Here is a 25,948-nt window from a genome sequence, read left to right as displayed (position 1 = left end):
GATGAAAACATTTTAAGCATTTCAGCTATTTGGTCATCTATTCACAAATTATAGATATAAATGGCCTTTACAGGCCATTTAGGAGCAAAATTATTCACATTATTTTTTCTGGTCAGTCCAGATCAAACTACCAATTGCTGGTAAAAGTAATACTGCGCCAAGCATATTGACTAAAAACATGAAGGTTAACAATATTCCCATGTCCACTTGGAACTTAAGATCAGAGAAAATCCAGGTGCTCACACCAATAGCTAACGTGATACCGGTAAATAACACCGCACTACCACGCTCAACGAGTGCATTACGATACGCCACTGGTAAGGCAACACCTTGCTTTAATTGCCCCATCATCGATGACAAAATATAAATCCCATAATCCACCCCAATACCTACACCTAGTGCAATCACTGGCAACGTTGAAACCGTCAGACCGATTTCAAGTTGTACCATTAAAGCTTGCGCAAGAGTCGATACAATATACAAGGGTAACACTACCGCTATGGTCGCTTTTACACTCTTAAAGCTAATCAAGCATAAAATAATAACTGCACCATAAACGTATAACATCATAGGTAATTGTGCAGCAGAAACTGATTCATTCGTCGCAGCCATGACGCCGACAGGCCCTGAGGCCAGCTTAAACTGCAGCATATCGGTTTGTTCTTCAATGGCAAATTGTTTAACACTGGCAATGATATGTTCAATGGTCTGCGCTTTATGATCATCTAAAAAGATAATCACAGGCATAACTGAACAATCACCATTGAGTAAACCGGTACTGGTTTCGACTCGTGAGGTAGATTGCACCAAACTTGCCGTATTACGAGGCAAACTTTGCCATTTTAAATTACCTTCGTTATACCCGGCATTAACCGACTGCGCTACTGAGCTTAGGGATACTGCTGATTGAACACCTGCTAAGTTTTCAACTTTATATTGAAAACGACTAATGCGCTCCATTACGTCGTGCTCAGTACATGCTGCAGGGTAAGCTTCGACAATCACTTTTAGAATATCGGATGAAATCGTATATTTGTCCGATATTAAAAAGGTATCTTGGTTATAACGGGCATCTTGATGCAATGACGGTGCACCTGCATGTAAATCGCCGATATGCATTTTCCCTGCTTGCCAATAACCTACAGCAAACAATACTAAGGTGCAGCCAATAATGATTTTCGCGCATTTAGGATCCGTGGCTTTGACTAACAGATCACGAATTGAATCAAGTAAGTTTGGTTTTTCGCTGTTGCCTGATTGAATATGAACTGTGTTTTCAAAGCGCATATACGATGCCCATACTGGCAATAAAATCAAATTAGTAAAAATAATAACAGCCACACCTAAACTTGCTGTGATAGCCAGTTCACGAATTATACCTATATCTATGGTTAGTAACGTCAAAAAGCCGACCGTGTCTGACAGCAATGCAATACCACCGGGTATTAACAGCGATCTAAAACTAGCCTGACAGCAAAGACGCGTATTACTGCTTCCTTCGGCGACTTTTTTACCTATTGCATTGATCATCTGTACGCCATGACTTACGCCGATTGCGAACACTAAGAATGGTACTAGAATCGACATTGGATCTAGACCAAAGCCTAAGCTCGACAATATCCCTAACTGCCAAACCACGGCAATAATTGAACAGGCTATAGGTAAAATAGTGAGCTTGATGCTGCCGCAAAATAACCACACCATGATGAAAGTAAACGCGATAGCAATAGCAAAAAATAACACAACCCCTTTCGCACCTTCGGCAATATCACCGGCCATTTTGGCAAAACCAATAATGTGGATACTTACTTTATCAGTGCTCAATGGCTCTCGAATTTCGCTTTCTAGCTTTTGTGCAAACGCTAACGTATCTAATTTTTCTTGCGTTTGCGGATCAGTTTCCATCAACTGCGCGGTTACCATCGCACACGAATAATCAGAGGCAATCATCCTGCCTACGACTTTCGCTTTTTCGATATTCTCTTTAACAACCGCTAAGCCTCGTTGATCAGCAGTAAAATTGGCGGGAATAATTGGCCCACCCGCAAAACCGTCTTCAACAACTTCAACAAAACGTGCACTGGGTGAAAAAATTGAATTCACTAACGGACGATTCACCCCAGGAATAAAATATAACTGATCATGAACGGCTTTTAATTGGGTGAAAAACTCAGGATTAAAAATATCACCGCTATCATCACACACTGAGATCAAAATACTATTTGCGCCACCAAATTGCTTTTCATGCTTTAAATACACTTTCATATAATCATGATTAAGCGGAATATTTTTATTAAATGAAGCATCAAGTTGGATTTGTGTGGCTTTAAAACCTAAAAAACATGTTATTAAAATAAAACTTATCACCATCATTAATCGATGACGAAAAACTGCTTTCTCTAAAAAATTGACGATTGTGTGCATTATGGAGCCATCCCCTTCACTTTAATGCCATTTTCTGATGCCATAACCAATTGATTTTCAAAAATAACGGCATCAAGAATTGCTTTACCATCCGCTAACTGCTCAATAGTAAGTTGATTATTTTTATAGTGGAAAATCACACCGCTGTTGGCAAGTAACAACCATTGATTATCACCGCTAGCGATAATACTATTGATTGTGGCGGTTTTATTATTACTTATTGGTTGCCATTGCTCACCTACCTGACGGCTAAAAATATTGCCTCTTAAACCCGCAACTATTTCTTGCCCTTGTTCATCGCTGGCATAAGCAAAAAAGGAACCACGGTAGATTTCTTCATCGCGTTGCCATGTTTTTCCGTTGTCTGTACTGTGCGCTAACAAACCCATTTCGCCCACTAACATAAGTTTATCTTTTGTTGTGACAATACGATTAAAGTGCGGCAATATTGATGCAGTTTCGGCTTCATAGCCTTGTGGATCTGATTCTTTTAAATCATTTAAGTAATCTCTATCATCTGCAAATAATAAAGAATCCAGAAAACGCTTTTGCCAATGTTTGCCACCATCACTGGTTTCATAAAACATACCATAGGCACCCACAGCAAAGCCGTGAAGTTCACTGGTAAATAAAATATCTAAGCAAGGTTTATCTAATTGCGTGTTCACCTGTTGCAACTGCCAGTTTGCACCACCATCATTGGTATGAATAATAGTCGCATCATGCCCGCAAGCCCAACCAAGTTCACTGCCACTGAAGGCAACCGCCGTTAATAACACTTGCGTTGGAACGCTCGCTTGTTGCCAATTTTTTGCATTACTGCTTGTAATTATAGTGCCATGTTTTCCGACAGCGACCAGTTGCTTTCCTGTGTATTCAATATCAGTCAACAGGGTTTTATCTGCTTTAGTTGCGACAATTGCAGCAAGTGGTTCAGCTGCAATAGAAAGAGTTGAAAGGCTCGCCACAGCGGCAAGACCTGCATAAAGCATGTACTTCATAAATTAAAATCGCCTTGAAAAGAATGTGTTTGTCGGTATATAACGTGCAGTCGGGGGACTCGGTTAGTGTCATGACCCAGTGCGTGTCAGAGTGACAAACGCGATTTGAAATAATAAAAAAGCACCTAGATAATTCCAGGTGCTTAGAGTGTATTAACGACCTTCGCGGCGCAGTGCACTTGAGGTAAATTCATTATCATTAAACGATTGTGAGAAATCATACATTTTCTCTTGGTTATCTAAACCAATCGCTAGGTAACGGCGTGAATTCAAATCGTAGTAAACGTCTAACGTACTCCAGTTAGTGAGCGCATCGTAATAGTTAATTGTATGAGCCATCGCTACACGGTACATTTGGTCACGGTTATCATAGATATCCGTCACTTGAACTTGCCAGCTATCTTCATCAATATAAAATACGCGCTTCTTATAAATATGACGAGTGTCGCCTTTCAGATCTGCTTCTACAACCCAAACACGGTGTTTTTCATAACGCACATGTTCCGGGTTGATGTGACCGGCCATCAGAATATCGTCATACTGTAACTTATCACTGTGTAGCTTATAACTATTGTATGGTACATAAAGCTCTTGCTTACCTTTGAGCGTCCATGTATAGCGGTTTGGCGAACCGTTAAACATATCGAAATCATCGGTTGTACGCAAGCTATCAGCTGCTGTTCCTGGTGCATCATAAGCAACATTAGGCGCGCGACGAACACGACGCTGGCCAGAATTGTAAGTCCACGCTTGTCGTGGAGTTAAAATTTGGTCCATGGTTTCATGAACTAATAGCGCCGTGCCAGCTAAACGCGCAGGTTCGGTGACTTTTTGTTTAAATTTAAACAAAATATTAGATTCTTGTAACTCTGCAGGTGTTGCTTTTGGATCTGAGTACTTAACTAACAGTTGCTCATCAAAGCCAACCATATTATACGAACCTGAGGCTGTTGGAGCCGCTTGACCGCCAAAACGCTCAATTGACAGACCACGGTAGCGTAATAAATGGTTCCAAATTGCCTCTAAGCCAGTTTTTGGAATAGGAAAAGGAATGCCAATAGCAGTATTTTTTATCCCATTACCTTCTTCAATCAACTCTGCAGTTGGTGCGTATTGTTTTGTTGCATCATAGACAAACTGTGGGTTTGAAGCACTGCGATGAGTAGTATAGATGTTCATTTTAAACGTATCTGGATACGCTTCAAAAAGAGCTACTTGACCAGGACTTAAATTTGCTTTGTATTTATCAACATTTGATTTATCAATGGTGAAAAGTACTTTGTCGTCAGCATACGGATCTGGATGATGCATTCCCGGCGTATAACCTGCCGGTGCTTTAGTAATACCACCTGTCCATGCCGGAATTGAGCCATCAGCATTACCCGCTTTTTCAGCACCTAATGGGGTTAGATCTGCACCTAAGCGCGCAACTTCTTCGCTCGTCATTTTTGCAACGACCGCTGTTGTAGAAAATAAACTACATAGCGTTAGTGCAATGAGGGTAGGTTTTTTTATCATCATGATACCCTTAAATTGAATATTTAATATTAAAAGAAACAAAATCACGGTCTGAGAAAGTATTGGTATCTCCGCCACCCCAGAAAGAGTTGTAGCTAAAGTCAAATGACCATGCATTTTGATAATTAAAGTTGGCTGTCACTCCAAGTGACTTGCGATCTTCAATAAACAAGAACATCGGGTCTGGTGTGTTACCATTTACATCATGTGAGAAAACAAAGCGAGGTGAAAAATTAACTCCTTTAAAGAAGTTGTAATAATCGCCTTTAGCAATTAAGCGATATCCCCATGATGATGCTGTCGCAAACTCTTTTTGTTCGGGACCATTAGACAAAGCCATATGAAGTGTTGAGTAATCATCTGCATTAGGGCCGGTCATAATACCGCTTCGACCAGTGCCTGAAACATTTAAACGCATTTCATCGTATTCAGGCATATTATTTATGCGCACGCCGCCAATTTCACCCACTACAGCCCAGCTATCTGCACCCAGTGATGGGCCAAATAAATGTGTTGCTGTAAACTGCAATTGGCTAGTATTACGCTCAATATAACCTTTTGCTAATTCCCCAGGGCCTACAACACTAACTGCGTTACCCTGACTCATTTGTGAAATACCGGCAAACTCAGGACGAAGTCCCGCTAACGCTAATTGCTCAGGCATAGCAGCATAAAGCAATTCTACGTCATCGATTTGTAGTGGTTCGTCTTCACGGAAGGTGAACTCACCAGCAAACGCCGTTTCACCTATTGATGTATTAAAGCTTAACCCATACAATTTAATATCTTCTGGATACTCATTGGTTGCTTTAGCAAATGCTTTTAAATCAGAGACATTGTCAGAGGTAATTTTAGTCGTTGCTAACATGGCTAAATCTTGGGCCAGTGACGCTTGTGTAAAGTTAGATACGCGACCTGAAATAAGAGGACGGCGGCTATGGTAGTTTACATGGTAAAGTGCAACTTCAGTGTCATAAAAATCTGGTAAAAACATACCTAAACGTAAACCATATTGACCACCATCATCAGGCTCAGTTTTACCATCATCCCCTTTGCCTTTAAGAGCGACTTTAGTAGGGTATGCCAGATAAGTTTGTGCCAATAATGCTTGCCCTGCGGGACTTGCAGGGTCGATCCCTTTAGCGGCAGCAGCTTGACCAAAGGTAGTCATCAAATTATTTAAGCTATCAGTTAAAAACGCTAAATCGATATCTGGGTTGGAGGTAAAACCAAGCTGTACATTTTGCTGATAACCATTTTCAGCGGCAAAGTCATTGGTTGAAAAATACGTTCCAGCTGCAGGTAAACGTGTTTCATGCCATTGGTATTGGTAAAAGCCTTCCAAAGTCACATTTTCAGTGATCCCTAAAGATGCCCATAACATACCAACTGGAATAAAAGCTTCTTTAAGCTCTGCACCCGGCGCTTTTAACCGATCAATATCGACCGGATTTACGTTAATACCGTGAGAAATTAATGTACTTTCTCCCCAGTTTATAACTTGTTGTCCTAGACGAATAGAAAGTGGGTTATTGCCGTCATTTAAATCAAAGTTAGCCCATACGTAAGCATCTAATAGACGAATATCTGCGCAGCTTTGTTTCTTTGTGTCTTTATCATCACAAGGATCAACTCCTTGCCCTGAAGTTGGATTAACATAGGCACGATCGCCATCCATCAATTCAAAATCATAAAAATACATAAATCGAGTAAATAGACCATAGTTATCTTTGTTGATAGATAAATCATGCGTCCCTTTCAACAGCTTTGAAAAAGATTCACCGCTATCAAAGTTCAAATCACCAGCGTCGCCGTTATTAGAGTAAGAGCCAGGTTGGGCCCAGACATCTTGCGCTGAATAAATTGGATTTAATACAGAGTTATAACCTGTCCAATCAAAAGACGGGTTATTACTTTTACCTATTAAGTTAAAGTTTCGGTCTTCAACACGGATACTTTGTCCATAAGAAAAAGCAGAGTCGAAGGTTATATCAAACCCTCCAGCCTCAAACGTTGCAGCCTGTGTGTGTGCTGCTGATAACCCTAAAGTAGCGGCTGCGATGCCTAGTACTAGTTTATTTTTAACAAAAAGCGATCTTCTTATCATTGTGTGTTCCCCCTGTCGCGGGTAATTTTGTGATCAAGTTATTGTTTTTAGTGTAGTCGTAACGATAGAAGCGAAATAAAGAAATTACAAATAGAACGCGTTCAATCGGTCATAATTTTTCTGTTTAGTTGACGTTAACCTAATGGTAAGACGTCCTACCAGATAATTTATACACGTAAATTAACAATAGGACAAATCGAATTAACAAAAAAACAATATTATAAGTGATTATTTTAAAATATTGTTTTAGGCAACACGCTCCAAACGTAAAAATTTATACTCTGGAGTAAGCAAAAGTCGAAAGCGCCCTCTTACCCCTAAAGAGGAAATAAAAGGACGCAAATGGCTGGCGGCAAAACGTACTTTTTTGCCACCATCTTCAATTACTTGAACTGATGTATACTTACCTTCGTAGTAATCCATGCACTGCTTGTAGGTTAAGTTCAGTAAAAAATAATATTCGATCATAATTTATTGTAGTGCTTTATCAACTTTTTCAAACAAGTCATCACTTAAATTATCAAGCAAAGCTAGGCGTTGCAGCTGAGCTTTGATTGCAACTGAACGTACCTCATCATATCTGCGCCATGACATAAATGGCGTTAACATACGTGATGCATTTTGGGGGTTGATTGCATTAAGCTTAACTAGTAAGTCACCTAGCAATTGATAACCTGTACCATCTTCACGGTGAAACTGTGCGGTATTAAAATGACTAAAACTGCCCACTAGTGCCCTGACACGGTTTGGGTTTGAAAAATCAAAACAAGGGTGATCATATAACTTTTTGATATTACTAATGGCGTCATCGCCACCTTGCATTGCTTGCAATGCAAACCACTTATCCATCACTAACACATCATGGCGCCACTGACTGTCAAATTGGTTTAACAACTCTTTTGCTAATGGATTATCAGCTTTTACCACTGCACTGAGCGCGGCGAGTACATTGGTCATATTGTGTGAATTAGCAGTACTAACAAGAAGTTGATTGATATCAAGCTCATTAATTTTTGCCAAATAATGCAAGCACATACCTTTTAATGCACGTATAGCGACAGCTGTTGCACTTACAGAGCCGTCATCAATTAAACTTTGATAACAGTCTAAGAACTCACTACGCAGTTGCTGAGCAATTTGTAACTCAAACTGATTTGTCACCGCAACCAATTGATCCACAGGGATCACATTAAACTCAGCTGCGAGGGTATCAAAACTAGGCAGCTTTAATAATTCAGCAATTAAAGCTAAATCTCCCTCCTGATCAACTAATAAACTACGTAATGCAGTAATAATTGCTGGATCCAATTGATTATTTTCAGGTGTTATAATGGCCCCTTTAACCGCCCCAATGAACAATTGTTGTTGAGCATCCCAACGCGAAAAGTCACTGCGCGCAAAGCGCATAATGTGTAATAATTCAGTGGCTGTATTTTGTTGCTCAACAATACACGGCGCAGAGAAATCCTCTAGTAGCACCGCTACAGGCTTCGCGGTTAAACCATCAAAGCTAAACGTTTGCTGCGCTGTTGTAACATCTAAGACATGATCAAGTGGCTGTCCTTCAAACTGTAAAGAGACAGACTCGCCCTGTTGATTAAGTAGCTCGATAGCAAATGGGATATGTAATGGCGCATTTTCTGGCTGATTAAGCGGTGCCAGCTGCTCTATATGCAGTGAAAAAGTACCACTGAGCTTATCATACTCTTGTTTTACGATTAGCCGTGGTGTGCCAGCTTGGCTATACCAACGTTTAAACTGAGTTAAATCGATACCTGAGGCATCACTCATAGCCGCAACAAAATCATCACAGGTAACGGCTTGCCCATCATGACGCTGAAAATAAAGTGCCATGCCCTGCTGGAACTTTTCTTCTCCCAATAACGTGTGCATCATACGGATAACTTCAGCGCCTTTGTCGTACACAGTTACTGTATAGAAGTTATTCATCTCAATCACTTGTTCAGGACGGATCGGATGTGCCATAGGACCGGCATCTTCACTGAATTGATGAGTACGCATTACTTTAACCGCATCAATACGATTCAGTGCCCGCGAGCCTAAATCACTGCTAAACTCTTGATCACGAAAAACTGTTAAGCCTTCTTTTAACGACAGTTGAAACCAATCACGACAAGTCACTCGGTTCCCTGTCCAGTTATGAAAATACTCATGGCCAACGATTGACTCTATAGTGTGATAATCTTTATCAGTGGCGGTTTCTTGATTAGCCAACACACATTTAGAGTTGAAAATATTCAGACCTTTATTTTCCATCGCGCCCATATTGAAAAAATCCACAGCAACGATCATGTAAATATCTAAATCATACTCAAGATTAAAACGCTGCTCATCCCACTGCATTGATTTTTTAAGTGATGCCATCGCATGAGGAGTTTTCGGTAAATTCCCTTTATCAACAAACAAGGCTAAATCTATTGTACGACCACTTTGCGTAACAAAGGTATCTTCAAGTACATCAAAGTCCCCTGCAACAAGTGCGAACAAGTAACTTGGCTTTTTGAATGGGTCTTGCCATTTTGCAAAGTGACGGCCATTGTCTAATTTACCTTCCGCTAATTTATTACCATTTGATAATAAATGAGTAAACTGCTCTTCAGCAATAATCGTCACGTCAAAGCTTGCAAGTACGTCTGGGCGGTCAAGATAATAGGTTATTTTTCTAAAACCTTGCGCTTCACATTGTGTACAATACGCCCCGCCAGATAGATATAAACCTTCTAAGGATGTGTTAGTTTTTGGCGCTATTTCATTAACGATTGTAAGCTGACATTGCGCTGGTAAATTATGGATCACAAGCTGCTCATCAAGTAGGTCATAATCTGTATATGCGTTGTTATCTACAGTAATTGAGATCAGTGTCAAATCAATGCCATCAAGCACTAAATCTGCCACACCAGCTATTTTTTTCGTGATCGTCATTACACTCGTAACACGGGTGTTTAACGGCAATAAATCGAAGGTCAAATCAATGTGATCAATTAAAAATGGTGGAGCTTGGTAATCTTTAAGATACTGTGCTTGAGGTTTTTTTAATGCAGTCATGTGAAACTCCAAAGTGGCTCCTCTTAGCAGAGGAGCGTATAATTTATGGCTATTGTTTTGGCTTAATACGTAAAATTTTAATGCCTAGGTAAGCATAAATAACAGCTAGTAATGGATTTATAAGATTAAAAAATGCATATAGCGCATAATCAAATGGGTTGATCAATAATACACTTTGCATATATGCACCACAGGTATTCCAAGGGATCAGGGGACTGGTGATCGTCCCGCCATCTTCTAATGTTCTTGATAAATTAACAGGTTTCAAACCACGCTTTGCATATTCTTCTTTAAACATCCGACCAGGGACCACAATAGCGATATACTGATCTGCAGCAATTACATTGGTACCAATACAGGTCGCAATAGTTGCAGTAATTAAAGAGCCAGTGCTTTTCGCAATTTTAAGAATACTTTTTACAAAAATATCTAATAAACCTGTTTTTTCCATAATGGCGCCAAACATCAATGCCGTCATAATCAGCCACGTTGTGGTTAACATGCCAGACATTCCACCACCACTGAGTAATGAATCCATTTTTTCATCGCCTGTGAGGATACTAAAGCCATCAAAAAATGTACTCCAAACCAATTTAAAATAACCGACAATTTGCCCCTGAGAGCCATCAATTTGTGTTGCAATTAGGTCTGATTGAAAAATCATTGCCCATACTGCACCAAGTACCGCACCGATTGAAATTGCCGGAAATGCAGGCATTTTTTTAATTGCTAACACCAGTAAAACAATCAGTGGCACCAGCATCTCTAAACCTATATTAAAGTTTTGTTGTAGAATAGCGGTTATTTCATCAATACGCCCAGCCTCACTTGACGCTGTGGCATTAAAGCCCATAAAAATAAAGATGATTAGTGCAATCACAAAACTTGGTACAGTCGTCCATAGCATATGATGAATATGCTCGAATAAATCAGCTCCCACAACCGCAGGAGCTAAATTTGTTGTTTCAGACAATGGACTGAGTTTATCGCCAAAGTAAGCCCCAGATATTACGGCACCGGCCGTCACTGTTTGCTCTAATCCAAGGCCAGTAGCAACACCGAGTAGCGCTACACCTATTGTCGCCGCCGTGGTCCAAGAGCTACCAATACTCATTGCTACAATGCCACAAATTAAACAGCTTGCTGCGTAAAACCAACTAGGATTAATTACCTGTAAACCATAATAAATAAGCGTAGGTACAGTGCCTGACAGCAGCCAAGTGCCGATCAGCGCGCCAACCATTAACAAAATTAATATAGCGCCCAAAGATAGAGTGATCCCTTCTATCATCGCTTGTTCAAGTTTTTTCCAAGTATAGCCATTTTTAAGGCCAATAAGTGCAGCTGTAAATGTAGCAAACAGTAGCGCAATTTGATTCGGCCCTGATGACGAACTATCGCCAAATAAATAGACCGCAGCACCTAATAAACAAATCAGTACAGAAATTGGGATCAAGGCATCGAAAAAGCTGGCCTGTAGGATGGGTTTTTCTTTTTGTGAATTCAAAATTGAGACTCCTACGCGCATTTTTATGCGCGTTTAATTATTATTTTTTAGCACAGACGCGACGCTTAGCCTAACTAAGTTACTTACTTTTGTCAGCGTTTAATCAGTAATTATAGCAATATCAAGAGTTTTAGGCAGCAAAAAAGGCGCCAAAGCGCCTTTTTTATTAATATGTAAAACAAGTTATTTCTTAGCTACACGACCAAACTTAATATAATCTTGGGTAATTAATGCAGCTTCTTCTAGGAATGGATCTAAGTCGTCTAAGACATCAGGCGCATCATCCAAGCTCTCAATCGGTTTTTCACCTAAACGAGTAAGCCTTTCATTAGTACGAGCTAATGCACGCGCTTCACCATCGTCTTTTTCTTTAATACGCTGCGCTTCTACAAGAGAAATAGTTTTCCGGTCTTTCTCTTCTTTATAACGCGTAATATCTTGAAAAACATAGTTAAACTCTGGTTCTGATTTAATGCGTTCAGCATGCGCTTTGCTTAAGTAAGCAATGGCTGGGTGTAAGTCATCAACCGAGTTATATTTGGCGCGTACGATACTGTCCCACGGTAATGCATTATCCTCTTGGCTTTCGCCCCATTCCGCTGGATCAATTGCTGATGGGAATGAAATATCTGGGATCACACCTTTATGCTGTGTGCTACCACCATTGATACGATAAAACTTTGCAATCGTATATTGCACACTGCCAAGTGGATTATCGTATAAATCGTAAGCACGGCCTAAGCCCTTATGCTGCTGCACAGTGCCTTTACCAAACGTTTGCTCACCAATTATTACTGCTCGACCATAGTCTTGCATCGCTGCGGCGAAAATCTCAGAGGCAGATGCGCTGTAACGATCAACAAGCACCGTAAGGGGGCCATCGTAAAACGTAACACCATCACGGTCTTTTTGCTCTTCAATGCGATTATTTAGAGTATGAATTTGTACTACTGGACCTTGGTCAAAAAACAAACCAGATAGTTGTGTTGCTTCATATAATGAACCACCACCATTTTGACGTAGGTCAATTATAATGCCATCTACTTTGGCTTCTTTTAATTTCGCCAATTCTACTTTAACGTCTTTAGACAAGTTGTTGTAGAAACCAGGGATCTCAATAACACCTATTTTGCTGGTTAAATCAGAATATTTTGCTTTGAATACTTCTGATTTTGCAGCTCTATCTTCGAGGCGAATTTTATCGCGAATAATTTCAACTACTTTAGGCGCGCCATGATCATCAGCACCTTTTAAGTATTGTAAACGCACCTTAGTGCCTTTTGGTCCTTTGATTAAATCAACTACGTCATCTAAACGCCAGCCAATGACATCAACAAATTCTTCTTTGTCTTGAGCAACGCCGATAATACGGTCATCAGCTTTAATTTGCTCCGATTTATCAGCAGGTCCACCTGGAACCAAGCTGCGAATAACCGTGTAGTCTTCGTCGTAGCTTAGTACTGCACCAATACCTTCTAGTTCAAGATCCATGTCCATTTTGAACTGTTCAGCTCTGCGTGGCGATAAATAGGAGGTATGTGCTTCAATACTTCGCGCAAAAGAGTTCATTACTATCTGAAATACATCTTCACTATTGGTTTGCACTAAACGTTTTTGTGCATTGTGATAACGCTTAGTTAATAATTCTTTTATACCAGGCCAATCTTTGCCGGTCATTTTTAATCGTAGTGCATCATATTTTACACGTTCACGCCAAAGCTCATCTAACTCAGCTTGCGTTTGTGACCAATCAGCATCTTCACGATCAAAGTAATATTCATCCGCATTATCAAAGGTCATTGGTGTTTCAAGTAACTTTAAAGAATACTCATAACGCTCAAAACGACGCTGCATGCTTAGGTTGAAAATATCAAAGGTAAAATCAAGTTTACCGGTCGTTAATGCATTATCAAATTGGTTGCGGTATTGCTCAAATGAGGCAATATCCGCAGCCAAAAAGACGCTTTTATTAAAATCAAGGGATTCGATATAACGGTCAAACACTTTACTTGAAAGTGCGTCATCAAAACGAATTGGTTTATAATGTGCACGAGTAAATAAGTTTGTCACCCGTTTGCTAGCCGTACTATGCTGACTCTCTTGCGTAAGTACTGGCAAGTCTTTTGCTGTAACTACATCATTAACATCAGCAATATCTGATGCAAATAATAAACCTGAATACAGGGCGGCAACTAACGGAATGAGCTTAAACTTCTGACTCATACACAACTCCTTAATTTATATACAGCTTAAATAATGTACAGGCTGTCTGCTTTAGTTTTAACTTGCATGCCAGTTACCAACTCTACATGAACGTCTTCTTTGTTCACTTCAGTGATTACTGCATTAACAAGGGCTTGGCCAAGTTTAACTTTAACTTTGTTATTAACCTTGACCTCACTTGCTGGTAAAGGTTCAATTTTACCTGAACGTTTAACCGGCGCAGCTTTTGCTGGTGTGGTATTAACTTTAGCGTTTTTATCGCCTGGTTTAGCGAATTGGCCTGGTTTCTTTTTGTAAGATTTTGTGTCTGAATCATTACGTGGACGTTGTGACTTTTTACGTTTAGCCATTTTCGCACGACTTTCTTCAAGTGCTTTTTGAGCATGATCAATATGTTCTTGCTCCACTTTAGCACCTTGATTTCCATCAAGATCAATACGAAACTCAGACTTAGTAACAGCTTCTAAATAACGCCAGTTAGACGTATACTTTCTCAGCGCTTGACGTACTTGCGTCTTACTTACTTTTTCAGAACCTTCAATTCGCTCAGCGATATCTTTAAAGATACCTACTTTCAGCGGCTTGATACCGTCTTTTTGTTTAAAACATTCTGGGAATTCTTGGTATAAAAATTCCAATACTTCATTAATATCTTTTAGCTTGTTTGTGGTTTCCATTTTAGAACCTATTTTTCACATCTTTTCATCAAGGGACGAATCGACGTAGTGTGTTACCCAGTCGACCAACTCTTCAAAGTCGGCTTCAATTACAGCCATATCGCCTCGAAGGTGTTCCCAAATACCGTTAATTATTTCATCAATTAATTCACATTCAGTGTCATCAGGAAGACGATCCCATGCAATATGAATTAAATCGTTGAGCGTTTCCGCTACATGCTCTTCATCCCCTTCCCAATCACCTACATCAGTGATGGCAAACAGATAATCCTGTACATTTACTAAGTCTTTCATGCAATAGTTGCCTCAAAACATGCGACGAGTGCTTCTAAACCTTGCTTATCATCAACATCAAACCTAGCAATACTTGGGCTGTCGATATCTAAAACAGCAAATACTTCACCATTTTTATGAATAGGTATTACTATTTCAGAATTAGACGCTGCATCACAGGCAATATGACCTGCGAATGCATGTACATCTTCAACTAGTTGAGTTTGTGCAGTTGCAGCGGCAGTTCCACAGACACCCTTTCCGACAGGAATTCGGATACATGCAGGATTACCTTGAAACGGACCAAGCACTAATTCAGTTGGTGAATCCATCAAATAAAAACCAGCCCAATTTACATCATCGAGTGACGTAAATAACAGCGCGCTAATATTCGCCATATTGGCAATAATGTTAGGTTCACCAGTAATTAGCGATTCAGTTTGTTTAACTAATGACTGGTAAAATTCTTGCTTTTGCATACCAAACTACTTCTTATCAAACATACAGTAGCTAAAGGTACTCTTTGTCGCCAATAATTGAAACCTTTTCAGGGCAAAAAAAAGCAATTTGCCCTAATTTTCAGCAAGCTTGGTTAATAATTCTGCTATTGAGGAGGTTGTTGTTTTATCGCACCTAACCTTAATCCATATAAAAACAGTCCCGCCGCTAAAGCTGACATCGCGGTATTAATTAAAAAGACCATACCACCTGTTGCACTGAGTAAGTAACTAAAAATTGCACCACCGAGTAAACCTAATGTCAGTACTCCCGAATAATTAACTTTCGCGTACTTGTACATCAATAAATATCCGGGTACTACAAAAGCAGCCATGGTTAAACCGACAATATGCGCGTTAGCTATCGCACTCATAAGTAACTGAAAAAAGGTAGTCAGCGGATCGGTATTGAGCGTTAATGCATAATAAACTCCTAACACACTGCCAATGATCACAGGTGAAAGTAATGATAACCCAACACTTTTTGCAAGCCGATGTTTCATAATGCGTCCTTAAAATCATACCTGAATAAATACTAAGGATGCATGATGTTTTACAACATCGAAATAGAGACTATGGTCGTAATTTACGATGATAAATCATACAGCAATCATGATAGGGTAATTTTGATGCCCGTTTAACCTAAGCAAGATCCAGTTTTAAACCGTTATAGAGTTTAGCGTTATTCACTTTACAGAAAAGTATAATTTTGCCTCTTTATATACAGAGGCTATAAATTTACAGTTGATCGATTTTTCTCGATAAATCAATGCTACTGTGGTCACTATTTCTTCAAGTTCAATGACTCTTGCAACTAGAATCTCTAATTTCTTTTGCATCGCTAAGACAGTATCGGTTCTCTTTGCTTGTTCTAAGAAAAACAACTCTCTTTTAACTAATGTTTTCTAAAAAAAGTAATGTTTAATTATTAGCAATAATACAAAAGGTGAACTAAAAACTATCATGACCAAAACAATCCAAGCATCATTATCTCCATTAAATATTTTGAGTGGGTGTTCTAATAAACAGAGTCGAACTATGTGGTTGATTTTGAAATAGTGACGAGAGTGTTACTTCACGCTTTTTCCCACGTCGGATATGTAGGTTAACGTAAACGATACTCAGAATAATGGCTTTTGCTTTGAATAGATTTTTTTAAATCGCCAGCTGCGCCACCAGACATATTAAATATAACGTAAGCCGCATTCGCAATATAACCAAGTAAACCATGTATCTGCTATTGTTGAGATGGTAACAGCCATTTGCGCTGAAATGGCATCATGTCATTGATAAATATGACCCAAGCAGAATATTATAGTACTAATTAGTGCTGCTGGGATGACCCCAAAGATAAAAACGAAACAACATACCAAACAAAGCAGCTCTAAAGACTAGCTCTTCAAAAAAGCCTGCATATATGAATCTGTTACAACCTCTGATATAGAAAGATTTAGCTCATTACTTAAAAAAACGTAGCCTATTAACATAGGTATACAACTTACTAATGCCGCTGATAAATAGTGTTTGAAGTCTTCTATATTACTACCTCACGCGTCATACCAACGAATGTGTATAGATTCAATGGAGCATTAATAAAGGTAAGCAGTAGGCCTTTTTTTTATAAGATCGAAAGATAGGGATTCAAACCCAAACTCTCGAATAAAATATTTGAAATAAATGACTTACTAACATAACAATTTTTAAATAAATAACGTAAACAAGACAAGCAAACACCTAACTCAAAGGTAATATTGTTATTCACCATTACGACCATAATGAGTTTGCATACTTTGCTCATGCTCTAGACTGAAAGGCACTGAGGGATCAAAAGTGGGTGCATCTTTTACTTGCTGCTGCGTCATATCAACATAGATTTTAGAAGTGGGCCAACTCACCTCTTTAATCCATTTTGGGGCAATCAAAACCAGATGACCCAACCACCAATTACTGGTGTTAATAATCAAATAACGAATTTCCCAGGTGTCGGTATCTATCAACATACCATGTAAGTGACCCAGATCACCGTCTATGACATCAAGTTTATAACCCGTTACTGCATTACTACTGCGTAGATGATGATCATTATCTTGAGATAATGCAGCATCAACATCTGCGAAATTATCTGGAGCATCTAAGTTATCAGGCTTTGGTGCGACACTATAATAACCAGGTGACATCATATTAGGACTTGAATAACCACCCCATATATCAGTGTTATCGCAATAATGTGAGTAACCATAATATCGCATGTATTCTAGCTCATACTGCCTAGAAACTGGTTTTTCGCTATCCATGTCAGGGCAGTTTTTAACTTGTTTTCTTGAAATTGTAACAGTGAGCGTCTGTGGTTTCTGATTCAACTCTTTGATTGATATAGGTGAAAGCAATATTTTTTTACTTAATAGCCAAGATCCAGTTTCGACCACCAGATATCGGATCACCCAATGTTTATCATCAAAGTAAAAATCTTTGGTAAGCCCAATATCTCCATCCGATGCATGAATAGCTAAATTTTTTAAATTATTCAGAGTATGTAACATGGCGTATTTGCTCCAGATTAAAAATGATAAACAATAAATCATTGTTTCGCTGATAGGGTTTTCATCTAAAAGCTTGCAACAAATTTCTCATTAAATCTGTTCGCTTTCGCACAGAACTGGCATTAATAAAAGCCTAGTCTAGATTTATCTATAAATTTTAAGGTGAACTGAAATGGCTAAAATAAAAAATTAGAGTTAGCAGCCTATCGCAACGATATCATCGAAGGCGTGAATAATTTAATTAAGAAGTATCGCGCTATTTTTGACTGGGATGTACCCGATATATATGAAAGATTAGAAACAATTTAATTTTGAATGAAGCTCATCAATAGCTTGATAATATTAACAATGAATAAATTTCAACGGCCTATCAAGCTAGCAAAAAAGTTCGCTCTGGAATGAGTTACCATATTACGCTCAAAAATAGATCATAATAAATATCAGATTCGCGACGTATTGGCTGTTAGTTTACCATTTTTTATGTCAGAACAGGACGTCATTGGCCAGACCAATAAAAGATGTGCATCAACACTCCCACGATCAAACTTAGATTCTGACTCACAGTTAAAAGAAAAAGCATTGGGTGCACCACCAGATAATAATAAAACAGTCATTATTGCTTTGAACAAGAATGGCGATCTGATATCGCAGGTCAGAGAAGAGTCACAGCGCCCCGATGAATGATATTACCAAAGCCTTGCAAGTAGCTAACAACTCCACCGATAACAATTAACTTATCAGATAAAATCGACCAATAGTTTAGCATGTGATTTGATCCGTTAATTTATTTAAAGGCTTATGCGGATTTATATGAAGTGCATGTTATTTGGCGCATTATGAAAATACATTGACTTAGTCAATCTTTATGGAGAACTTCAGAAACAAAAAGGCCGTTGATTATCAACGGCCTTTTTGTTTTATATGGTGGAGAGATAGGGATTTGAACCCTAGAGGGGCTATAAACCCCTGCCGGTTTTCAAGACCGGTGCATTCGACCACTCTGCCATCTCTCCGAAACATTTATAAATCACGAATAAGAGTGTACTCGCAATTATTTTAATTAGGTGGTGGAGAGATAGGGATTTGAACCCTAGAGGGGCTATAAACCCCTGCCGGTTTTCAAGACCGGTGCATTCGACCACTCTGCCATCTCTCCGCACGGCCTGCATAATAGAGAAGGCAGTGCTCTTTGTGAAGCTTTTTTTTCAAAAAAGTGTTCAAGTGCTTAAAAAATCATTGATTTGTTTATTCTTAACTCACCCCTGAGTAAAAATCACACTAAATTGAACTTTTCTTTTTAATTATCGGTCTATTGAACTACAAAGGTTTGCCCAAATATAGAAGTCTTGGTAATCTAACTTCAGTTTAATTATCGGAACTTACAATAGGTTTCTAAAGGAGCTCTAAAATGGCATTTAATCATTCGTACAATACCGCTAGACCGGTTATGTCGACCATTGAAACAAACAAGGTACTTAAAAACACCTATTTCTTACTGGCCATGACATTAGCATTTAGTGCTGTGACGGCTGGTATATCAATGGCATTACAACTACCTTATTTTATGGGGTTAGTTTTTACTCTTATTTCATTTGGCCTTTTATTTGTTGTAAATAAAAAAGCCGAAAGCGCGTCAGGCGTTGCATGGGTATTCGCTTTTACGGGTTTAATGGGCGCGGGACTTGGTCCGTTACTTAACCATTATGCAGCGATGCCAAATGGCCCAATGCTTATCATGCAAGCGTTAGGTTCAACTGCACTGATTTTCTTTGGTTTGTCTGCGTATGCACTAAATACTAAAAAAGACTTCTCTTTTATGGGTGGTTTTTTAACGGTAGGCCTTATTGTTGTGATTGTAGCCAGCATTGTTAATATCTTCATCGACAGCTCGCTAATGTTTATGGTATTAAATGCAGCGGTTGTATTGATCATGTCTGGCTTAATCTTGTTTGATACAAGCCGCATCATCAACGGTGGCGAAACAAACTATATTCGCGCTACAGTCTCTTTATATTTAAGTGTATATAACTTGTTTACTTCATTGCTTGCACTGCTTGGCGCAAATAATGACTAATTAAATAGTTCTGTTAAAATAGCCCCTCTTTAGGGGCTTTTTTATTGGAATAGTTTTGGCACGATTTGTACTTTCTCTGCACAGCGCACCATCGGATCATGATACCACGCAACGTTTGGTTAAATTTGCACAAGCATGTTTAATACAAGGGCATAACATTGATGCCATTTTTTTGTATCAAAACGGCGTTTTTCATGCCAGCGAGCAACTAGATTTGGCAGCTGATGAATTAGCGATTAATGCTTTATGGCAACAATTACATGAGCAAGGGATTCATCTTATGTTGTGTGTTACTGCTGCCGAAAAGCGTGGCCTTGATATAAATAATACCGGTGTTTTTGCAGTCGCAGGGTTAGCTGAGTTTGCAATGCTTGCCAGTGATGCGGATAAATGGGTGCAATTTAAATGATCAATGTATTAGTTTTAAGCCACCATAGTCCTTTCGATGATTTACATATTCGTGATGCATTAGATATGACATTAATATTCGCTGCTGTTGAGCAAAATATTAGTTGGTTATTTAGCGGCCCTGCGGTACTTGCCCTAAAAAAACATCAACACCCTGAACATATAGGTTTAAAGAACTACTTTAAGACCATCAGAACGCTAGAAATTTACGATGTTGAAAACATTTATGTATGTGAAAAGTCTCTGCTCGAGTATGGCCTTGATAAACATAACTTGTTAGTAGAAGTAAAAGCGCTTAATTATCAGCAGCAAACTCAACTTATTGCCCAGCAACAACACATAGTGAACTTATGAGCACTTTACACATATTTTCCAAGCCACTTGGCTATTACAACACGGATCAATTAGTTAACCTGATCCAGTCAACAGACAAAGTATTATTATTAAGTGACGCATGCTTTGCTATTGCCCAATTTAGACAGCTTGCAACGCACTTATTAATACTTGCTGATGACGCCAAAGTACGAGATATCACAATCAATCAGCCCGATCACTCGCTTAGTTATGACGACTTTGTCGCACTAACATTAGCAACATCTCACTCTATTACGTGGTAATACATGCTTGAATTTAATAATCAAATTATCGACACGGATAAACAAGGTTACTTACTTGATCACTCGTTATGGAGTGAACAATTAGCCTGCGTTATTGCCGAGCAAGAAAACATTGAATTAACCTCCCAACACTGGGAAGTGATTCATTTTGTGCGTAATTTCTATTTGGAGTACAACACCAGCCCAGCAATAAGAATGTTAGTTAAAGCAATGGCAAAAGCACTGGGTGAAGATAAAGGCAATAGTATTTATCTGTATACTCTTTTTCCTAAAGGCCCAGCTAAGCAAGCAACTAAAATTGCTGGCTTACCAAAACCCGCACGGTGCATCTAGCAATGACAACAGCTAAACCAAATAATACAGCAAAACGCCGAAATAGCGGCCGTAGCTATAATCGCGGTGCAATTACAACCAAAAAAGTGAATAACTCAATAAAGCGCGAGATAAAACCAGCCATTGCCGCCAGTGAGCGAAAAATTGTCTTATTTAATAAACCATTTGATGTGCTGTGCCAGTTTACTGATGAAGCAAACAGGCAAACCTTAGCTGACTTTATTACCATTAAAGATGTATATGCTGCAGGACGATTAGATAGAGACAGTGAGGGCCTGCTATTGCTCACTAATTGTGGGAAATTACAAAACACTTTAACAGCGCCAAACAAAAAAACCAGTAAAACTTACTGGGCACAAGTTGAAGGTGAACCAACTGATGCAGCAATTAAACAACTGTGCCAAGGCGTCGAGCTCAAAGACGGATTAACATTACCAGCCGTTGTTAAACGCATAGATGAGCCAACTTTATGGCCACGTAATCCTCCCGTTAGAGAGCGAAAAAACATTCCAACCAGTTGGCTCAGTATTACCCTTACCGAAGGACGTAATCGCCAAGTAAGAAGGATGACAGCACATATTGGCCACCCTACTTTACGTTTAATTCGCTATCGTATTGGTGACTATACGTTAAAAGGAATTGATAATGGCCATTTTAAAATAATCGCAGATGAACTATAGCTGTGCTTGAGCGCAGCTATTTTAAATATGCCTAGCAGCGCTCAGCTGATTTTTTGTATCAATCTTCACTAACAACGATACAATTACGTCCTTGTCTTTTTGCTTGGTACAAAGCTTTATCTGCCGCATCAACGAAATAGATATAATCGCCAGTTTGGGGATTATGCAAAGTTTTAATGCCCATGCTTAGTGTTATATAGCCAACATCTGTATATTCATGCTTAATAGCTAATTGATTAACTGCTTGCTGGATTTGTAATGCACTATGTAAAGCCTTTTTCGGATCAGCCTCTGGCAGTAACACCACAAATTCCTCACCGCCAAAACGTGCAACAATGTCCTTTTCGTGATTCATCGTGGCCACTGCAATACATTGTGCAATTTGATACAAGCATTCATCGCCTTTAATATGGCCGTAGTTATCATTGTATTGCTTAAAATAATCAATATCGATTAAGAGCATTGATAACGGCTTTATTTTTTTATTCATTAATTCAAGTTCATTGGCCAACTTGTCATCAAAACAACGTCGATTGGCAATTTGTGTTAATGAGTCTAAAAATGCCATGTCTCGAAGTGTATCTTCAGCAGCTAAATGCTGTGTTACATCCTTAAAAATAGCTAGAAATTCGTGCCTAAAATATCTTCCCGAAATTTCCATCATTATTTGGGAGCCATCTTTACAAGTAACACAATAAACTTGTGGTTCAATATCAGTATCATTTTCTAACGCAAAGCTAAGAGCTTGTTGCCACGTTTGTCGCACCCACATCAGATAATGTGGATCTGGGTAAGCATTAAGCCACCAATCATTAAGTGTTGGAACATCGTCAATAGTGTAACCGAACACATCGACAAAACGTTGGTTTATACGGATCACATTCTCGGTGAGCATACATACATTACACAACGGGATTGGCACTTGCGTAAATAAATTAACGTACTCACTCAAATCATGCTCACGGGTTAGTGGTTTATTATCTTGAGTTGAATAATCACTATTTTGCACGATAACAGCATTATTTTGACTTGTTTTTACACGCATCGATAGCGCGAAATGCCATTCTTGCCACCAGGTTGCTAACTGTGAAACGAGAAAATGCTCAGACTCACTTGAAGTTTTCAAATTCACGGCAACACTTTTAAGTAGGCAATCTACTTTACTATATTCAATGACTCCCAATTGTTGATAATTTAAAAGAATATTTTCAAAAAGCCTATACGCATCAACTCTTAAAATACTGCGCGTGTCATCAACCATCGCTGTTAATTGTGATTTAGAATTACCAGCATATTGTGCAATGAAGTTAATTATTGATTGTTGATAGAAAATATAGTCCATATATATTGCCCATTAATTACGTGTGCATAAAAACATGCACTTGGAAGTACACCAGAATAATTTAAAGGAATGTAAGCAGATGGAAATATTCGGCGTGAGAAAATTCGTAAAGAGCAGTTGATTAATGTAAACAATATAAAAGTGAAATCGCAATTTTAAAATATCCTTAATAACTTTATCGGTCCAGTAATTTACGTTATTTTAGCAATAAAACTTAGCCACTGTTCATTAAACAAACAAAAAACTATCATGTAAGAATAAATAAGGGTAAATTTATCATCTGACAGTGTATAAAAGTACTAGCTCTTATATATTTTAACAATCCAAAAAGACGACTTTGTGGCGCACAATATGCTTATTTTGTTAAATAACTCAAGTATGTTATTACACTGCCGTTATACATTATTGTATGAATAAACTCTCGACTTAAAAATACGGTATTAACTACATTATCGCGCGCATGGGATTAGATGCTAAATGGATATGACCAATGAAGAACTAAATTTTATATCAGATCTTTTCCAAGTGACGGTTCCTTCAAAATTAAGGGATAATCATACACTGACATTACAAAGCTCTATCCCTGCCAATATTGCTGAATTACTAAATAATACAAAATTAACACTACTGGCTGAAGTTGGCGATTATCAATTATGGTTTCCACTTGAAATAAGAATTGCTAAAACAGGCGTTGTGACCCCTGTATTAAGCGCACCAGAGGTCATCGACACACAAGGAATAAAGCGCTGTTGGCGTGGCGGGAACCTCAATATTCAGAGCCAAGACTTTGAAGTTGAATCAATCTCAAGTACTGGACTTTTTCTGAAATCAACGACTCAAAAAGCTCCTTTAGCGATTGAGCAACAGATAAAATTAACCCTTCCAAACAAAAAAAATATTACTATCGACATCAAACCGGTACGTTTTAGTAAGCGAGGCATGGCTGCCAAGATCACTCATATTCATCAAGGGAAAGAACATCTAAGGGCTTATTTATTTGAAGCCCATAAGCGCCAAAATGCCAATTTATATGAGTCCACAAACAGCTTATAAATATAATTCACAGTTGTGTATTAGTCGCAGCTAGTTGCAGTGAGGTTAGTACAGCGATAAGCTAAACCTTTATTATAATAAATGAAGGTTCTATGAGCGAAAATAACTATCCAATAGGTACTCAATGCACGCCTTGGAATGATAAAGATAAACAGTGTTGGTTTAACCTACAAACGATTAAACGTAGTTATCAATCTGAAGTTGTAACTTTAATCAACGAACTGGATAATGATTTCGAGGTTGAGCAATATGGTGCGCTCAGTTTTGATCCTACTCGCTACCCTCTTTTTATTATTAAATCAAAACAGTGGGCATCGAATAAACCGAGCATATTGATCACCGGTGGCGTACATGGCTATGAAACAAGCGGTGTTCATGGCGCATTACATTTTATGAAAACGCTAGGTATGAAATACGCTAAAGAGTTTAACTTACTGGTTGCTCCTTGTATTAGCCCGTGGGGATATGAAACCATTAATCGCTGGAACCCAGCAGCCATAGATCCAAACCGTTCGTTTTATTCACCAAGCCCAGCACCAGAGTCAGCAGCACTAATAAATTATATTAAAGCACAAAATATACCTTTATTAGCGCATATTGATCTGCATGAAACAACTGACACTGACAACAGTGAGTTTCGCCCTGCACTTGCGGCTCGTGATGGCAAGGTGAACACTAATTGGAATATTCCTGATGGTTTTTATCTTGTCGCTGATAGCAATAAACCTGAAGCGCAATTCCAAAAAGCGATTATTGACACTGTTGCTAATGTGACTCAAATTGCCCCCAGTGATGAAAACAATCAACTCATTGGAGTGCCATTAGAACAACATGGTGTGATCAATTATGCAGCACGAGAACTCGGTTTATGCATGGGCTTTACAAATGCACAGTATGTCACGACGACAGAAGTGTACCCAGATAGTCCGACGGCAACAGATGAGCTATGTATTACAGCACAGGTGGCTGCAATTAAAGGTGCATTAGATCACCTGCTTACAAAATAATTATTGCGAGGGTCTATTGGTAATTATATTTAGGCCCTATTCTGACATTTTTAATCTGGTTATATATTATTCACTGATTAATTAATGCAAATTGATAAAAAATTAAAAAATACCTAGACTCCGCGTTTAAATTGTATAAAATTCGCGCTCTTAAATTTTCTCACAAGGAAGCACGTTGAAATTTAGCAATAAACATGGGCAGGTTAGTTTACACCGCGATCAAAATATTATCATTGCTGATTTTTACGGTAATCTTAACGCCAGTTTAGTGACTGCATTTAGCAATGGCTTATTTGAGCAGGTTAGTCAGCTTGCCAATAAACCATGGGGATATATTAGTAATTCTCAAAACCTGTTGGCTGCAACTCCTCAGGCAGAGCAACAACTTACAGTGTTGGCCTCTGCCATGGTTCGTAATGGATGTATTGCTAGCGCTTATATTTTTGATTCAGCTATCGTAATCAATCAAATGCAACGCATTATTCACAATGCAGGCCTTAGCGTGGATGTTCGCCATCATCTGTTTAAATGTTTAGTGCAAGCTAAAACCTTTGTTCACCAAACAATGAACGATAAAGCAGCTCAATTTCACTCTGCATAA

24 protein-coding genes and 2 tRNA genes are annotated in these 25,948 nt (G+C 38.7%); 10 read left to right on the top strand and 16 right to left on the bottom strand.

Annotated features, from left to right (window positions below; translation table 11 throughout):
- Nucleotides 1-99: 99 nt before the first annotated feature.
- The 13 genes from H5182_RS07505 to H5182_RS07445 all read right to left on the bottom strand — a co-directional run bounded on the left by H5182_RS07505 (nt 100) and on the right by H5182_RS07445 (nt 17,833).
- Entirely contained in the window at nt 100-2,424 is a 2,325-nt protein-coding gene (locus H5182_RS07505) for an RND family transporter (RefSeq protein ID WP_145233817.1), read from the bottom strand.
- On the bottom strand, nt 2,424-3,425 hold the full coding sequence (locus H5182_RS07500; protein WP_145233815.1) for a YCF48-related protein: 1,002 nt from the start codon (nt 3,423-3,425) through the stop codon (nt 2,424-2,426). Before H5182_RS07500 ends, H5182_RS07505 begins: the two co-directional genes overlap by 1 nt.
- A gap of 153 nt (nt 3,426-3,578) precedes the next feature.
- Nucleotides 3,579-4,943: a DUF1329 domain-containing protein gene (locus H5182_RS07495; protein ID WP_145234104.1), complete on the bottom strand. Its 1,365-nt coding sequence runs from the start codon at nt 4,941-4,943 to the stop codon at nt 3,579-3,581.
- Between the two features lie 10 nt (nt 4,944-4,953).
- Nucleotides 4,954-7,050 (bottom strand): DUF1302 domain-containing protein, encoded by a 2,097-nt coding sequence (locus H5182_RS07490; RefSeq protein WP_145233813.1) that lies wholly within the window; start codon nt 7,048-7,050, stop codon nt 4,954-4,956.
- Between the two features lie 246 nt (nt 7,051-7,296).
- The gene (locus H5182_RS07485; RefSeq protein ID WP_145233811.1) at nt 7,297-7,518 is read right to left on the bottom strand and encodes a DUF2835 family protein; all 222 of its coding nucleotides are present in this window, start codon (nt 7,516-7,518) and stop codon (nt 7,297-7,299) included.
- A 3-nt stretch (nt 7,519-7,521) separates the two neighbouring features.
- Nucleotides 7,522-10,116 carry an aminopeptidase N gene (pepN, locus tag H5182_RS07480; protein ID WP_182759819.1) on the bottom strand — a complete coding sequence of 865 codons (2,595 nt, stop codon included), beginning with the start codon at nt 10,114-10,116 and terminating at the stop codon, nt 7,522-7,524.
- A 49-nt stretch (nt 10,117-10,165) separates the two neighbouring features.
- Complete coding sequence (gene nhaC / locus H5182_RS07475; RefSeq protein WP_145233807.1) at nt 10,166-11,644, bottom strand: Na+/H+ antiporter NhaC; 1,479 nt, start codon at nt 11,642-11,644, stop codon at nt 10,166-10,168.
- Between the two features lie 162 nt (nt 11,645-11,806).
- Nucleotides 11,807-13,846 (bottom strand): carboxy terminal-processing peptidase, encoded by a 2,040-nt coding sequence (gene prc, locus H5182_RS07470; RefSeq protein ID WP_145233805.1) that lies wholly within the window; start codon nt 13,844-13,846, stop codon nt 11,807-11,809.
- A gap of 26 nt (nt 13,847-13,872) precedes the next feature.
- Entirely contained in the window at nt 13,873-14,523 is a 651-nt protein-coding gene (gene proQ / locus H5182_RS07465; protein WP_145233803.1) for an RNA chaperone ProQ, read from the bottom strand.
- Between the two features lie 15 nt (nt 14,524-14,538).
- Nucleotides 14,539-14,817, bottom strand: coding sequence for a hypothetical protein (locus tag H5182_RS07460; RefSeq protein WP_064666123.1), 279 nt, complete (start codon nt 14,815-14,817; stop codon nt 14,539-14,541).
- Entirely contained in the window at nt 14,814-15,275 is a 462-nt protein-coding gene (locus tag H5182_RS07455; protein WP_145233801.1) for a GAF domain-containing protein, read from the bottom strand. Before H5182_RS07455 ends, H5182_RS07460 begins: the two co-directional genes overlap by 4 nt.
- A 125-nt stretch (nt 15,276-15,400) precedes the next feature.
- Complete coding sequence (locus tag H5182_RS07450) at nt 15,401-15,796, bottom strand: hypothetical protein (protein ID WP_145233799.1); 396 nt, start codon at nt 15,794-15,796, stop codon at nt 15,401-15,403.
- A gap of 1,251 nt (nt 15,797-17,047) precedes the next feature.
- Entirely contained in the window at nt 17,048-17,833 is a 786-nt protein-coding gene (locus H5182_RS07445; RefSeq protein ID WP_182759818.1) for a PRC-barrel domain-containing protein, read from the bottom strand.
- 480 nt (nt 17,834-18,313) lie between these two features.
- On the opposite strand from H5182_RS07445, the gene H5182_RS07440 reads away from it, so the two are divergent.
- Nucleotides 18,314-18,517, top strand: coding sequence for a hypothetical protein (locus tag H5182_RS07440; protein WP_182757713.1), 204 nt, complete (start codon nt 18,314-18,316; stop codon nt 18,515-18,517).
- Nucleotides 18,518-18,755: 238 nt separating this feature from the next.
- On the opposite strand, the gene H5182_RS07435 is transcribed toward H5182_RS07440, so the two are convergent.
- Together H5182_RS07435 and H5182_RS07430 are read right to left on the bottom strand one after the other, a co-directional pair.
- Nucleotides 18,756-18,846 (bottom strand) — tRNA-Ser (locus H5182_RS07435).
- 52 nt (nt 18,847-18,898) lie between these two features.
- Nucleotides 18,899-18,989, bottom strand: a tRNA-Ser gene (locus H5182_RS07430).
- Between the two features lie 252 nt (nt 18,990-19,241).
- Between H5182_RS07430 and H5182_RS07425 the strand changes: the two genes are divergently transcribed.
- From H5182_RS07425 to H5182_RS07400, 6 genes are read left to right on the top strand one after another with little or no spacing between them, the layout of a single operon-like run.
- Nucleotides 19,242-19,907 (top strand): Bax inhibitor-1/YccA family protein, encoded by a 666-nt coding sequence (locus H5182_RS07425; protein WP_182730957.1) that lies wholly within the window; start codon nt 19,242-19,244, stop codon nt 19,905-19,907.
- Between the two features lie 55 nt (nt 19,908-19,962).
- Nucleotides 19,963-20,316, top strand: a complete 354-nt coding sequence (gene tusD / locus H5182_RS07420) for a sulfurtransferase complex subunit TusD (RefSeq protein ID WP_182759817.1) — start codon at nt 19,963-19,965, stop codon at nt 20,314-20,316.
- Entirely contained in the window at nt 20,313-20,669 is a 357-nt protein-coding gene (gene tusC, locus H5182_RS07415; protein WP_182759816.1) for a sulfurtransferase complex subunit TusC, read from the top strand. Before tusD ends, tusC begins: the two co-directional genes overlap by 4 nt.
- Nucleotides 20,666-20,932, top strand: a complete 267-nt coding sequence (locus H5182_RS07410; protein ID WP_145233786.1) for a DsrH/TusB family sulfur metabolism protein — start codon at nt 20,666-20,668, stop codon at nt 20,930-20,932. The genes tusC and H5182_RS07410 overlap by 4 nt, the downstream gene beginning before the upstream one ends.
- Nucleotides 20,933-20,935: 3 nt before the next feature.
- Complete coding sequence (locus tag H5182_RS07405) at nt 20,936-21,265, top strand: TusE/DsrC/DsvC family sulfur relay protein (RefSeq protein WP_145233784.1); 330 nt, start codon at nt 20,936-20,938, stop codon at nt 21,263-21,265.
- Nucleotides 21,266-21,267: 2 nt separating this feature from the next.
- Nucleotides 21,268-21,945: a pseudouridine synthase gene (locus tag H5182_RS07400; RefSeq protein WP_182759815.1), complete on the top strand. Its 678-nt coding sequence runs from the start codon at nt 21,268-21,270 to the stop codon at nt 21,943-21,945.
- Nucleotides 21,946-22,003: 58 nt separating this feature from the next.
- Here H5182_RS07400 and H5182_RS07395 read toward each other — a convergent pair whose 3' ends face one another.
- Nucleotides 22,004-23,287: a sensor domain-containing diguanylate cyclase gene (locus H5182_RS07395; RefSeq protein WP_182759814.1), complete on the bottom strand. Its 1,284-nt coding sequence runs from the start codon at nt 23,285-23,287 to the stop codon at nt 22,004-22,006.
- Nucleotides 23,288-23,764: 477 nt separating this feature from the next.
- Here H5182_RS07395 and H5182_RS07390 point away from each other — a divergent pair, with 477 nt between their 5' ends.
- From H5182_RS07390 to H5182_RS07380, 3 genes are all read left to right on the top strand, one after another.
- Nucleotides 23,765-24,340 (top strand): hypothetical protein, encoded by a 576-nt coding sequence (locus tag H5182_RS07390; RefSeq protein ID WP_182759813.1) that lies wholly within the window; start codon nt 23,765-23,767, stop codon nt 24,338-24,340.
- Between the two features lie 92 nt (nt 24,341-24,432).
- Nucleotides 24,433-25,347, top strand: coding sequence for a M14 family metallocarboxypeptidase (locus tag H5182_RS07385; protein WP_182759812.1), 915 nt, complete (start codon nt 24,433-24,435; stop codon nt 25,345-25,347).
- Nucleotides 25,348-25,522: 175 nt separating this feature from the next.
- Entirely contained in the window at nt 25,523-25,948 is a 426-nt protein-coding gene (locus H5182_RS07380; protein WP_182759811.1) for a hypothetical protein, read from the top strand.

It is taken from the genome of Pseudoalteromonas sp. SG44-17, assembly GCF_014164235.1.
GTDB lineage: Bacteria > Pseudomonadota > Gammaproteobacteria > Enterobacterales > Alteromonadaceae > Pseudoalteromonas > Pseudoalteromonas rhizosphaerae.
The sequence above is the reverse complement of the archived record's forward strand: the minus strand, read 5'-3'. Positions and strand labels throughout refer to the sequence as shown.

What these genes read in the sequence shown, in the direction of transcription:
- H5182_RS07450 (WP_145233799.1), bottom strand. Translation starts at nt 15,796, where the DNA reads ATGAAACATCGGCTTGCAAAAAGTGTTGGGTTATCATTACTTTCACCT.
- H5182_RS07460 (WP_064666123.1), bottom strand. Translation starts at nt 14,817, where the DNA reads ATGAAAGACTTAGTAAATGTACAGGATTATCTGTTTGCCATCACTGAT.
- tusC (WP_182759816.1), top strand. Translation starts at nt 20,313, where the DNA reads ATGATCAATGTATTAGTTTTAAGCCACCATAGTCCTTTCGATGATTTA.
- H5182_RS07395 (WP_182759814.1), bottom strand. Translation starts at nt 23,287, where the DNA reads ATGGACTATATTTTCTATCAACAATCAATAATTAACTTCATTGCACAA.
- H5182_RS07425 (WP_182730957.1), top strand. Translation starts at nt 19,242, where the DNA reads ATGGCATTTAATCATTCGTACAATACCGCTAGACCGGTTATGTCGACC.
- H5182_RS07505 (WP_145233817.1), bottom strand. Translation starts at nt 2,424, where the DNA reads ATGCACACAATCGTCAATTTTTTAGAGAAAGCAGTTTTTCGTCATCGA.
- H5182_RS07440 (WP_182757713.1), top strand. Translation starts at nt 18,314, where the DNA reads ATGTCAGAACAGGACGTCATTGGCCAGACCAATAAAAGATGTGCATCA.
- nhaC (WP_145233807.1), bottom strand. Translation starts at nt 11,644, where the DNA reads ATGCGCGTAGGAGTCTCAATTTTGAATTCACAAAAAGAAAAACCCATC.
- H5182_RS07455 (WP_145233801.1), bottom strand. Translation starts at nt 15,275, where the DNA reads ATGCAAAAGCAAGAATTTTACCAGTCATTAGTTAAACAAACTGAATCG.
- pepN (WP_182759819.1), bottom strand. Translation starts at nt 10,116, where the DNA reads ATGACTGCATTAAAAAAACCTCAAGCACAGTATCTTAAAGATTACCAA.
- H5182_RS07490 (WP_145233813.1), bottom strand. Translation starts at nt 7,050, where the DNA reads ATGATAAGAAGATCGCTTTTTGTTAAAAATAAACTAGTACTAGGCATC.
- H5182_RS07405 (WP_145233784.1), top strand. Translation starts at nt 20,936, where the DNA reads ATGCTTGAATTTAATAATCAAATTATCGACACGGATAAACAAGGTTAC.
- H5182_RS07495 (WP_145234104.1), bottom strand. Translation starts at nt 4,943, where the DNA reads ATGATAAAAAAACCTACCCTCATTGCACTAACGCTATGTAGTTTATTT.
- H5182_RS07410 (WP_145233786.1), top strand. Translation starts at nt 20,666, where the DNA reads ATGAGCACTTTACACATATTTTCCAAGCCACTTGGCTATTACAACACG.
- H5182_RS07500 (WP_145233815.1), bottom strand. Translation starts at nt 3,425, where the DNA reads ATGAAGTACATGCTTTATGCAGGTCTTGCCGCTGTGGCGAGCCTTTCA.
- proQ (WP_145233803.1), bottom strand. Translation starts at nt 14,523, where the DNA reads ATGGAAACCACAAACAAGCTAAAAGATATTAATGAAGTATTGGAATTT.
- H5182_RS07485 (WP_145233811.1), bottom strand. Translation starts at nt 7,518, where the DNA reads ATGATCGAATATTATTTTTTACTGAACTTAACCTACAAGCAGTGCATG.
- H5182_RS07390 (WP_182759813.1), top strand. Translation starts at nt 23,765, where the DNA reads ATGGATATGACCAATGAAGAACTAAATTTTATATCAGATCTTTTCCAA.
- H5182_RS07385 (WP_182759812.1), top strand. Translation starts at nt 24,433, where the DNA reads ATGAGCGAAAATAACTATCCAATAGGTACTCAATGCACGCCTTGGAAT.
- prc (WP_145233805.1), bottom strand. Translation starts at nt 13,846, where the DNA reads ATGAGTCAGAAGTTTAAGCTCATTCCGTTAGTTGCCGCCCTGTATTCA.
- H5182_RS07445 (WP_182759818.1), bottom strand. Translation starts at nt 17,833, where the DNA reads ATGTTACATACTCTGAATAATTTAAAAAATTTAGCTATTCATGCATCG.
- H5182_RS07400 (WP_182759815.1), top strand. Translation starts at nt 21,268, where the DNA reads ATGACAACAGCTAAACCAAATAATACAGCAAAACGCCGAAATAGCGGC.